Below are 11,895 nucleotides of genomic sequence, written 5' to 3'. Positions count from 1 at the left end.
ATGAAGGTTAAATTTTATTGATATGCACAGTTTGTCCTACTGTATTTTCTAGCAAACCTTCCAAACCGAACTCAGCGCCAACGCCAGACATTTTCCAGCCACCAAACGGCGCATGCGGGACAATTTCTGCATGGGTATTCACCCATGCTGTGCCGCATTGTAATTGTGAAGCGTAGAACTGTGCAGCTTTTAAATCAGAAGACCAGATTGAGCCACCTAATCCAAACTCACTGGCATTGGCTCGCGCAATTGCATCATCAATATCACGATATTTTAGAATCGGTAACACGGGGCCAAACTGCTCCTCTTGTACCACTCGGCAGCTTTCATCCAGTCCAGTTAAAATCGTTGGCGCAATAAAATAGCCTTGCTCAGGTATAGTCTGATCACCCGACAGCGCCTTGGCACCTTGCGCAAGTGCATCAGCAATTAAGGCTTTTACTTTTTGATATTGCAGTTGATTTTGCACAGGACCAAAAGTGGTCTCTGTAGCCATGCCATCTCCCACATTCTGAGCATTGGCAATATCAGCCAGTTTTTGTGCTAGCGCGTCATATTGGCTTTCGTGCACATACAAACGCTTTAAAGCAGCACAGGTTTGCCCAGCATTTAAGAATGCCACGTTAAAGATTCGCTTGGCTATTTGATCAAGATCGGCATCAGGTAAAACAATCCCCGCATCATTGCCACCCAGCTCTAGGGTCAGATGCTTTAAGGTTTTTACCGCACCTGACATAATGTGCTGACCCGTCTTGGTCGAACCTGTAAAAACCACTTTGGCGATATCAGGGTGGCTCGATAAAGCCTCACCAACGTCGCCCTTACCCAGCAAGATTGAGATCACACCCGCAGGTACTTCTTGTTGAATAATTTCACAGAGTTTTAAAGTCGCTAAAGGGGTAAATTCAGATGGTTTATTAATCACCACATTGCCTGCACGTAATGCAGGCATGATATGCCAAACGGCAATCATCAGCGGCCAGTTCCATGGTGTAATCGAAGCCACCACACCTAAGGGCTGATAATGACGTTCAATTCGTTTCTGTTCACTGTCTTCAATAATATCAACCGGCATGTCTAAACTTGCGGTATAACGTGTCCAGCCAATCGCACCCTGCACTTCCATTTGTGCCAATGCCAAGGGTTTGCCTTGCTCAACTACAATCAACTCTGCCAGAGTTTCGGCATGTTGTTCAATCCCATCCGCAATCTTATTCAGTATGCTTTTGCGCTCCTCATGAGAACTGCGTTGCCAGCTTCCAAAAGCTTGCTTTGCTGCCTCAATCGCTTGATTCACCTGTGCAATCGAAGCCTGCGCACACTTTGCTGCAACAGCAGCTGTTGCAGGATTGATAATCTCAAGTTCGCCTGCTTCACCGAGACAAGATTGACCGTTAATAATCAGTTTAAATTGGTTTTGCATATTTAAGTGTTGCATGCCTTGTTCCTTCTATTCATTGTAATCATGATGTTTTGCCTGATCCGACCTCAGCTCTAGGTCTCAAGTGCAAAAGTGATGACATCTATCCATCAAAATATTGAGCATCTCTCACTACAATATGGAATTTGTGCATCACAGTTTATGCATAATTATTTCTGATTTAGATTAAAGATGCACAGTTTGTGCAGAACAGTGACAATTTTCTACCTTGTCATCATAAAAAACCATCGTAGAGATGCTGGACAGAATGCAACTAAACAGCAAACCAACTACATGCCTTTATGTAATTTCATCTCAACTTCTGTGTTCTAAAAGTTACGACACTTCATTCAATTAATTGAAATTTCTTAGAACAGCTGGCTTCGCTATATTCAATACCAATGAACCAGAAGATAAGAAGATGAACAGCAAAGTGATTACAACGTTTAAGCATACGGATTTACCTATACAAATGACCTTTTCAGAGCATGATTGGCAGCTACTTGCTCAGCATTGGTATCCGATTGCCCTCGCCCGTGATATTTCAGAGCAACCAACAGCAGCCATGTTGCTGGATATGCCATTGGTGATTTACAAAATGGGAGATGAACTGATTGTTGCAAAAGATGTTTGCCCACATCGTGGAGTTCCTCTTAGCTTGGGCCGTCATGACGGGCAAGGTATTGTCTGTCGCTATCACGGATTACGCTTTGGGCATGCGGGCAAATGCAACCGTATTCCAGCACATCCGCAGCATAAAATCTCGGAGCGCTTTCATCTAAGCACTTATGCTGCCACTGAAAAGTATGGACTGATCTGGTGTTGCTTAGCAGCTCGCCAAGATGATAAACCTGTTATTCCTGACATGCCCTACTGGGATGATGCAGACTACCAGCAACTGGTATGTCCTTTTGTAGACTTAAATTGTTTTGCCGGTCGACAACTGGAAGGATTTATTGATGTCGCCCATTTTGCGTGGGTACATCCTGATACTTTTGGTGATCCTGATAATGTTGAAGTACCAGACTATATAACCACAGAAACCAGTTATGGCTTCACTGCAGATTATATCAGCAGTGTCGGACGCTATCCGATTGGGACAGCGCAACGTGGGCAAGACAATTTTAATTGGCTCAGACATTTTGAAATCAGCCTGCCTTTTACTGCAACACTGACCATTCATTTTCCCAATCAAAGCAAACAGGTGATCATGAATGCGGCCTCTCCTGTAAGCGCGCGACAAACTCGCCTGTTTGCACCAATCTGCCGTAATTATGATAAAGATTTACCTGTTGAGGATGCCTATGCATTCAATTTACAGATTTTTGAAGAAGATCGACTGATTGTTGAAACCCAAAAACCTGAATATCTCCCCCTGGATTTATCAATGGAAGCGCATTTTCCAGCAGACCGTAGCTCAAGTATGTATCGTCGACTTTTAAGAAAAATGGGATTCAATGCTATTTTTGCGGCCTAGCTGACGCATACATTCAGTTCCAAGACGCAATAAAAAAGAGGTCTATTCAGACCTCTTTTTTATTTTGATGGATGTGCCAGATTGAAATTAATCAATCGCTGGAACATAAGTTCCTGCAGCAATTGCATCTTTAATACGATCAGCTTCTGCCAACACAAGTGCAAGCAAGTTTTGAACGTTTTCAAGCGTTGCAACTGGGCTTAAAGTGGTCATCTTCAATGATTGAACATTACCTACTTTGGTTACACCAATATTCGCTTCACCACGAGCAAATAATTCATCTGCCACGTTTTGGTTTAAGCTATCGATAAATTCAGCAGGATAAGCTTCTGGTACGACACGGAACAGGACTGAAGCGAATTGTGGTTCAACCAACAATTCAAGACCTGCAGTTGCTTTAATATAATCTGCAACTTCACGTGTTAATTTCACACCATGATCAATCATCGAACCATAAAGCTCTTCGCCTAATGCTTCAACCGTCATCCATAATTTCAATGCATCAAAACGACGTGTCGTTTGTAATGATTTAGATACCAGGTTAGGTACACCGTGTTCTTCGTCATAAGCAGAGTTTAAATACTCTGCTTCATAATGCATAAAGCGATAGTTTGCTTCGTCTTTCAACAAGAAAGCGCCACAGCTAATGCTTTGGAAATAATGTTTATGGAAATCAAGCGTGATTGAGTCTGATAATTCAATTCCATCCAACATTGAACGATGGTCATTTGAAAGAATCAGTGCACCGCCCCAAGCTGCATCAATATGCATCCATGAACCATACTTCGTGGTAATTTCACGGATTTTCTTGAGTGGATCAATTGCACCAGCATCTGTCGTACCCGCTGTTGCAACAACGCAGGCTACGATTTTGCCTTCAGACTGAAGATGCGCCATGGTTTTTTCCAGTGCATCAACATCCATCTGTGCATTTTCATTCACAGGAACAGTGACAACAGACTGGAAGCCCATACCCATCATGGCCATGTTCTTTTGCACAGAGAAATGTGCATTTTCAGAACAGATGACTTTGACGTTTTTCATTGCTTCTGCTGGAATACCATCACGCTGAACCGACCATGGCTTACCATTTTCGTCTTTCCAGTTTTTCGAGATGCACCAGTCACGTGCCAGCAATACACCCATCAAGTTTGACTGTGTACCACCAGACGTGAACACACCTGCTTGACCTGCACCATAGCCCACTTTTTGGCGAAGCCAATCAATGAGTTGAACTTCCATCAAAGAACCCGCTGGGCTTTGATCCCAAGAGTCCATCGATTGGTTGGTTGCATTGATCAACACTTCCGCAATCTGGCTCATCACCATGGTTGGGCAGTGTAAGTGTGCAAGTGAATGTGGGTGATGTACTTTTAAGCTTTTGTTGAGGAAAAGCTCAACCATACGTTGTAATGATTGCTGTACACCTAAACCTTGTTTTGAAGGTGCAAAAGAGATTGCTTCACGCAAATCTTTAATGCTACCGCCAGTGTACATTTTATCATTTTGCAACCATGCTGAAACGGCAGTTACCGCCTCGCCCATTGCTGACTGATAGTCAGCAATGGATTGAGCATCATTGCAGAGTAACGCTTTACGATGTTCTGCAAAATCAACCATGAATTAGCCTCGTACTGCTTTTAATGCTTCAGCAACAGCTTTCTTGAAGCGAGCAACCGCCTCTACGCACTCTTCTTGATTGATAATCAACGGGCAAAGTAAACGGATGACAGTACCGTTACGGCCGCCTTTTTCAAGCAATAATTTATTGTTGAAACAAGCAGTCTGAATTGCAGCAGCCAATTGAGCATCGGCAGGTAATGAACCCATATGATCCGCAGGTTTACGCTCGTCAACGATCTCAACACCGATCATCAAACCACGGCCACGTACGTTACCAATACATGGGAATTCTTGAGCAAGTTTCTTGAACTCTGCTTGTAAGAAATCACCACGCTCTTGCGCATTTTGAGCAAGGTTTTGTTCTTTGATCACTTGAAGTGATGCTAAACCTGTACCCATCGCAAGTTGGTTACCACGGAAAGTCCCCGTGTGACCCGCAGGCTGCCAAGCATCAAACTTACGTTTAATACCCAATACTGCAAGTGGTAAGCTACCACCTACCGCTTTAGACATCACTACAACATCAGGCTCGATTCCAGCATGTTCAAAGGCAAACATTTTACCTGAACGTGCAAAACCAGCTTGAACTTCGTCCAAGATTAAAACGATGTTGTGCTTTTCAGTCACTTCACGGATTTTTTGCAACCATTTTACTGGCGCAGTAACAACACCACCTTCACCTTGAATCGCTTCAAGGATCACAGCTGCAGGCTTGGTTACACCACTTTCAACATCTTCAATGAAGTTTTCAAAGAAGTAAGTTAAAGCGTCAACACCTGCTTCCCCACCTAAACCAAGTGGGCAACGATATTCATGTGGGTATGGCATAAATTGCACGCCTGGCATTAAGCCATTCACCGCATTCTTCGCTGACAGGTTACCTGTCATTGCAAGCGCGCCGTGCGTCATACCATGGTAGCCACCAGAGAAACTAATCACTGTGCTACGACCCGTATAAGTTTTCGCTAATTTAATCGCTGCTTCTGTACCATCTGCACCAGATGGACCACAGAATTGTAGGCAATATTCTTCTTGACCGCCTGGCAAATAAGCCAAAAGCGCTTCAGTAAACGCATCTTTTAAAGGAGTCGTTAAGTCTAAAGTATGCAATGGCAAACCGCTTGCCAATGTGTCTTGAATACTTTGAATCACCGCAGGATGATTATGGCCCAAAGCCAATGTTCCTGCCCCAGCTAAACAATCAAGGTACTCTGTACCTTCAACATCAGTAACCCAACAGCCTTGTGCTTTTGCTATCGCTAACGGTAATTTACGTGGATAACTACGAACATTCGATTCCATCTGACTTTGGCGAGTCAGATAATATTCGTTAGTTGCATTAGCGGCAGGATTTACGGAAGTAACGCTCATATCGAATTACCATCTCTGATATGGGTAAAAGAAATAAGTCTGGTGACTTGCGGTCGTTTGACTCGGTGCTTTTTAGAATCTAGTGCAGACACTTGTTTATATCTTTCAACTAGGAGCGAGATGATACCTAATTTTGAAATAAAATAAACACTTTTTGTGTCTTACATGCATCTAAATTATTGAAAAAATATTTCATTCCAATAACTATGATGGATTATCATCATACTATGTGACAAGCTAAAGAAAGTAAGCTTTTTTTAATCCCGCCTGCGTTTTTAGATAAATGGTCAAATTACTCCACTTAATAAGCTGATTTTAAATATTTTTTGTTTTATTTTCCTGTTGCAAAACACTGCTAATCTCTTACAAAGTCACCACAAAATATGCAGAAGTTCGACATCAGTTCTTTTTAATATCGAACTGGTAAAAATAAATTTTCGATACCAAATTCTAAGGACATTTTTATGCGTACTTTAGCACTTGCTACATTAATGATCGGGGCTGCATTGAGCCCAAGCCTTTTTGCTCACGAGACTGAGAACTTGAACTACAACATTGTGAATATCCAAGCGGATGCATCACGTCAGGTTGCCAATGATGAAATGCGTGCCGTGCTTTATGTCGAGAAAAGCAATAAACAACCTGCAGAACTCTCAAATCAAATCAACCAACTGATGAATCAAGCACAAGCGATTGCGCGTAAATATTCACAGGTCAAAGTCGAAACTGGTGCACAAAGTACCTACCCTGTGTATGACAATGACAGCAATAAGTTGAAAGAATGGCGTGCTCGCGCAGAAATCCAACTGGAAAGTAAAGACTTTAAAGCTGCAAGCCAGCTCATTAGTGAATTACAGCAAAGCTTCCAGACCCAATCGATTAACTTTACCGTGTCGGATGAACAGCGTAAAAAAGTTGAAAATGAGCTGATGATTGAAGCATCGAAGAACTTCCAGCAACGTGCACAAGCCATTACCCAAGCATGGAATAAAGGCCAATACAACCTTGTGAGTTTAAACCTGAATACCAGCAATTACTTCCCACAACCGATGATGCGCGGTGGAATGGCCAAGTTTGCCATGGCTGAAGCGGCACCTGCACAGGACATGGCAGCAGGTGAATCAAAAATTACGGTCAGTGCCAATGGTTCAATCCAATTTAAATAATAGTTCTGACAACAAAAAGCCGTGCTTAAGCACGGTTTTTTGTTGTTTGAAATAGCCAAAAATATCTTGAGTAAAAAAACAATTAACTTAACTCATTCCATAGTTATAAGTGATAATCGTTCTTATTTCATTCGGTGCAATAACTGATTAATATTCGGGAAATTTATAGCATTCGCCTCCTGATATGAAAATTGCATCCTATACAGCGACATCATTGATCAAATTCCAGCCCTCTTCTCTGAGTCTAGCCATTGCTATTTTATTGGGTGGTATATCTCATGCGGCTTTTGCCGATGAAGCACAACCCACTGAAACGCAAACGCTTGCGACGATTTCAATTCAGGCGCAAGGCAATTGGCTGGACGATGCCAATGCTGAAAAAGTACAACAACATGCAGGCGCACGTAGCATTATTGACCGCAAACGTTTGGATGAGATTGCCACCACCTCAATTCGTGATGCTTTAAAACAAATTCCCGGCGTACAAGTTCAAGACAGCAACGGTACGGGTGGCAGTGATGTTTCTTTAAATATTGGGGTACGGGGTCTTACCTCACGCTTATCACCACGTTCTACTGTACTTATGGATGGTGTACCGCTCTCATTCGCTCCTTATGGTCAACCACAATTATCATTAGCACCTGTATCAATGGGTAATATTGAGTCGGTCGATGTGGTGCGTGGTGCAGGTTCAGTTCGCTTTGGGCCACAAAACGTCGGTGGCATCATCAACTTTGCAACACGGGCAATCCCCAAAGAATTTTCAGGTTCAGTTGGCTTAACCACTGAGTTTGCAACGGGAACAGACCAACTCAAGTACACACCGAATCTGTTTATTGGTGGCACACTCGACAATGGCTTGGGTATGGCTCTGCTTTATTCAGGCAGCAAAGGTGATGCTTATCGAGAAGCCAATAATAAAATTGATATTGATGATGTCATGTTAAAAACCGCCTACCAATGGACTGATCAGGATGCCATTGCATTCAATCTGCATCATTATGAAGGCCGTGGCGAGATGCCTGAAGGTTTAACAGCGGCACAATTTGCAGACAATGCCTATCAATCCAATCAAAGTCGCAACTATTTCGCAGGCCGTCGTTCTGATGTTTCTGTGAAATATAGCCATAAAGATGAATTGAATAACTTTGAAGTACTGGGTTATTACGTTGATTCTTTCCGGACCAGTGACTTAGAGTCCGTTGCCAATAATGGCACCAGTCGTATCAGTAACTCTCCTCGTGATTATAAATATTTTGGGATTGAGCCACGTTATTCACGCGCCTATAGTTGGGCAGGTATGGATAATGAAGTGACTGTTGGATATCGTTATTTACAGGAAGAAAGCTCTGAGTTCTCAGGGCGCACAGCTTCTTACAACACGCTCACAGGGACACCCGGTGAACGTATCGCAAATACCACCAGTGATGGCGGTACCAAAGCACATGCAGTTTATATCGACAACCGTTTTGGACTCGCAAATTGGGTGATTACACCTGGGGTTCGTTTTGAATCGATTGATACTCATAACGATTTTACTGCGTATCAAAATGGTGTCGCCACCAATACCGTTTATCCAAAAATCAAATCTGACGAGTTTTTACCAAGCTTATCGGTGCTGTATAAAGCCAATGAGAACTGGAATATTTTTGCCAATGCTGGTGTTTCATTTGGTCCACAGCAATACAACCAACTCGTTACGACTAAGTCTGTTGGTGGTGTGAATACTGCTGCAACGACGCTGGATGGATTACATCCTGAAAAATCTAAAAACTATGAAATCGGAACTAAATATTTAGGCAATGGTCTAAGCGCTGAATTAACAGTTTTCTATTTAGATTTTGATAAAGAATTGATGTTAGAACGTCCAGATAATATCGGTACAGGGATTTGGACCGATTTGGGTGCAACCAGTCATAAAGGCGTTGAAACAGGAATCAGCTATGATTTCGGTCAACTTGCTGATGCGCTAGAAGGTCTCAAAGTTTACGGGAATTACACCTTTACCAAAGCAACATCTGAAGCAGGTAAGTTTGAAGGCAAAGACCTCCCCTTTTACTCACGTCATGTAGGTAATCTAGGTCTGGCTTATCATGTAGATCAATGGTCTGTGAATGCGGACATGTTTGCGCAGTCCAAACAACATGCACCAGGTTCTGGGGATGTTTATCAGACTGAAGAAACAGCAGATGGCCGCACGGGTGACATTCCTGGATATTCAACCTTCGCTGTACGTACCGCCTATGACTTTAGCAATCAGCTCAAGGGCTTAAAGATCGCTGGTGGCGTAAAGAACGTGTTTGATAAGCAATACTATACCCGCTCTTCTGACTCCACAGGCGGTAAATATGTGGGCCAACCACGAACCTTTTTCTTGCAAACATCCTATGATTTTTAAATATAAAACGCCGAACCTTTAAGTTCGGCGTTTTATCTCTTTCACAACGAATATCGCCGATAAGCCACAATCTAAATGAAATCAAAACCTCGATTCTGTGTACCCTGCAACATTTCACCTCTTAACAAAAAAAATTATATATATTATGTGAAACTTTAATTAGTTTAGCTAAACAATAACTACAAATGAGAATTATAATCAATTAGAATAACAGCGCAAAATAACTCCTCTACCTCATTTCGTTCGGCAATCCACTTATGACATGCTCGATTTCTGCTCCTCTTGATTTCTCCAAATTTAAACCCTCTACCCTAAGCTGTGCCATCACAGCACTAATCAGCTGCGTTGCGACGACAACATTTGCAGATGACAGCCAAAGCAATACCACACAAACACTGGCAACCATTTCCATCCAAGCTGAGGGCAACTGGTTAGAACAAGCCAATGCCAAAAAAGTGCTTAACCATCCCGGCGCCCGTACTGTGGTTGATCAACAAAGTTTAGAAGCACGCGGCACAACCTCAGTGAAAGAAGCGTTGCGTACAGTTCCCGGTGTTCAAGTCTCTGAAAACTCAGGCACCTCTGGCAGCGATGCCTCTTTAAGTATCGGTGTTCGTGGCCTGACCTCAAGATTTTCACCTCGTTCGCAACTGATGATCGATGGTGTCCCTTTAGCTGTAGCGCCCTATGGACAGCCTCAACTTTCATTGGCCCCAACCACCTTGGGCAATATGGAATCGATTGATGTGGTTCGTGGTGCTGGCTCTGTCCGCTTTGGGCCACAAAACGTCGGTGGGATTATCAATTTTAATACGCGCAGCATTCCCGAAAATTTTGCAGCCAGTGTCGGTATGACCACGGAAGTGGCTGAAAATGGCAATTTAAAAGTCAATCCAAACCTGTTTGTCGGAACCACTTTAGACAATGGCCTCGGTCTGGCTTTACTCTATTCTGGGGTGAATGGCGATGGTTATCGTGATCAAAATGATTATTCAAACATCAATGATCTGCGTTTGAAAGCAAGCTATGCCCTAGATGATTATTCAAGCATTGAAGCGAATCTACATCGTTATGAAGCAAAGGTGGATATGCCTGGTGGTTTAACCCCTGCACAGTATGCACAAAACCCATATCAGTCTTTACGCAACCACGACTATATGGAAGGCAACCGTAATGATATCTCGCTCAAATATAATTATAAAAAAGACAACAATGCCTTTGAGGTGCTCGCTTACCACCTCGATAGTTATCGTGATGCAGGTGTAGAGCGCAGCGGTTCCAGCCTCTATCAGATTGCCCCACGTGATTATAAAGTGACTGCAATTGAACCACGTTATTCACATGCGTTTCAGCTCGGCGATACGCTGAATGAAGTGTCTGTCGGTTATCGTTATTTAAAGGAAACGAGCAGTGAATCCGTTGAGCGCGCCGATTATAACAGTGACACAGGCCCAAGTGATTTTTATGGCTGGACCAAAGCGGATGGCGACACTGAAGCGCATGCTGTCTATGTCGATAACCGTACTGATTTAGGCGCATGGTCCTTCACGCCTGGGATTCGTTTTGAGCGAATTAAAACCAATGAGAACATGTATAAGTTAAACCGTGATTATTCAGTTCTGAATGGCGTGAATGCCAGCAAGTCCTATGACGCTGTACTGCCAAGCTTTGCGGTGATGTACAAAGCCAATGATCAATGGAATATTTTTGCCAACTACGGTAAATCATTTGCTCCACTGCAATATAGTCAAATGGCCAATACCAATGCCAGAGGTGCTTATTTGACTATGGACGGTTTAAATCCTGAAAAAGCAGATAATTATGAAATCGGCACACATTATCTGGACGATTATTTATCGCTTGAATTTACCCTGTTCTATATTGATTTCGCCGATCAGCTCAAGCGTGATGATGCTACACAAACCTATTCAAATCTGGGGGCGACCAAGCATAAAGGCGCTGAACTCGGCTTTAAATATAATCTAGGTGCAATTAATGATGACCTAGCCAATGTCTCGATGTATGCCAATACCACCTATACCAAAGCAACAGCATCGGCAGGCCAAGACTCAGGCAATGAACTGGATTTCTATTCAAACTGGGTTGGTAATGCGGGTGTGGACTACAAACGTGATCAATGGACCTTCAACACCAATCTCTATGCACAGTCGCGTCAAACTGCCTCTGGAAATAACAATGATGGTACGGGTCGTTATGGCAATATTCCGGGTTACGGTATTGTTGGTGTTCGCGCCGCTTATGACTTTGCCGATACCTCCCTGTCAGGCTTAAAAGTTGGCTTAGGTGTGAAAAACCTATTCAATCATGACTATTACACCCGTTCCGCAGATCAGGTGGGTGGCATCTACGCAGGCCCTTCTCGTACCTACTATTTACAGACCTCGTTTGATTTCTAATACCCTAAAGCCGAATGTCCGCA

Annotated in this window: 7 protein-coding genes; 4 read left to right on the top strand and 3 right to left on the bottom strand. The window is 43.1% G+C overall.

Annotation, left to right across the window (positions count from 1 at the left end):
- Positions 1 to 7 precede the first annotated feature (7 nt).
- Entirely contained in the window at positions 8 to 1,438 is a 1,431-nt protein-coding gene (locus tag F902_RS07230) for an aldehyde dehydrogenase family protein (protein WP_005202316.1), read from the bottom strand.
- 403 nt (positions 1,439 to 1,841) lie between these two features.
- Between F902_RS07230 and F902_RS07225 the strand changes: the two genes are divergently transcribed.
- Complete coding sequence (locus F902_RS07225) at positions 1,842 to 2,897, top strand: aromatic ring-hydroxylating oxygenase subunit alpha (protein ID WP_005202315.1); 1,056 nt, start codon at positions 1,842 to 1,844, stop codon at positions 2,895 to 2,897.
- Positions 2,898 to 2,984: 87 nt separating this feature from the next.
- Here the strand turns inward: F902_RS07225 and F902_RS07220 are convergent, their stop codons facing one another.
- Complete coding sequence (locus tag F902_RS07220) at positions 2,985 to 4,517, bottom strand: pyridoxal phosphate-dependent decarboxylase family protein (protein ID WP_005202314.1); 1,533 nt, start codon at positions 4,515 to 4,517, stop codon at positions 2,985 to 2,987.
- Between the two features lie 3 nt (positions 4,518 to 4,520).
- Positions 4,521 to 5,891, bottom strand: a complete 1,371-nt coding sequence (locus F902_RS07215) for a diaminobutyrate--2-oxoglutarate transaminase (RefSeq protein ID WP_004652118.1) — start codon at positions 5,889 to 5,891, stop codon at positions 4,521 to 4,523.
- A gap of 464 nt (positions 5,892 to 6,355) precedes the next feature.
- On the opposite strand from F902_RS07215, the gene F902_RS07210 reads away from it, so the two are divergent.
- The 3 genes from F902_RS07210 to F902_RS07200 all read left to right on the top strand — a co-directional run bounded on the left by F902_RS07210 (position 6,356) and on the right by F902_RS07200 (position 11,872).
- Positions 6,356 to 7,057 carry an SIMPL domain-containing protein gene (locus F902_RS07210; RefSeq protein WP_004801297.1) on the top strand — a complete coding sequence of 234 codons (702 nt, stop codon included), beginning with the start codon at positions 6,356 to 6,358 and terminating at the stop codon, positions 7,055 to 7,057.
- 184 nt (positions 7,058 to 7,241) lie between these two features.
- Positions 7,242 to 9,455 carry a TonB-dependent receptor family protein gene (locus F902_RS07205; RefSeq protein WP_005202313.1) on the top strand — a complete coding sequence of 738 codons (2,214 nt, stop codon included), beginning with the start codon at positions 7,242 to 7,244 and terminating at the stop codon, positions 9,453 to 9,455.
- Positions 9,456 to 9,712: 257 nt separating this feature from the next.
- On the top strand, positions 9,713 to 11,872 hold the full coding sequence (locus tag F902_RS07200; RefSeq protein WP_005202311.1) for a TonB-dependent receptor family protein: 2,160 nt from the start codon (positions 9,713 to 9,715) through the stop codon (positions 11,870 to 11,872).
- Positions 11,873 to 11,895: the final 23 nt, after the last annotated feature.

The organism is Acinetobacter higginsii (genome assembly GCF_000369525.1).
In the GTDB taxonomy this organism is placed as follows: Bacteria; Pseudomonadota; Gammaproteobacteria; order Pseudomonadales; family Moraxellaceae; genus Acinetobacter; species Acinetobacter higginsii.
This window is presented reverse-complemented; position numbering and strand designations above follow the sequence as displayed.

Excerpts from the sequence above, each read along its gene's own strand:
- F902_RS07230 (WP_005202316.1), bottom strand. The coding sequence starts at position 1,438 with ATGCAACACTTAAATATGCAAAACCAATTTAAACTGATTATTAACGGT.
- F902_RS07225 (WP_005202315.1), top strand. The coding sequence starts at position 1,842 with ATGAACAGCAAAGTGATTACAACGTTTAAGCATACGGATTTACCTATA.
- F902_RS07220 (WP_005202314.1), bottom strand. The coding sequence starts at position 4,517 with ATGGTTGATTTTGCAGAACATCGTAAAGCGTTACTCTGCAATGATGCT.
- F902_RS07215 (WP_004652118.1), bottom strand. The coding sequence starts at position 5,891 with ATGAGCGTTACTTCCGTAAATCCTGCCGCTAATGCAACTAACGAATAT.
- F902_RS07210 (WP_004801297.1), top strand. The coding sequence starts at position 6,356 with ATGCGTACTTTAGCACTTGCTACATTAATGATCGGGGCTGCATTGAGC.
- F902_RS07205 (WP_005202313.1), top strand. The coding sequence starts at position 7,242 with ATGAAAATTGCATCCTATACAGCGACATCATTGATCAAATTCCAGCCC.
- F902_RS07200 (WP_005202311.1), top strand. The coding sequence starts at position 9,713 with ATGACATGCTCGATTTCTGCTCCTCTTGATTTCTCCAAATTTAAACCC.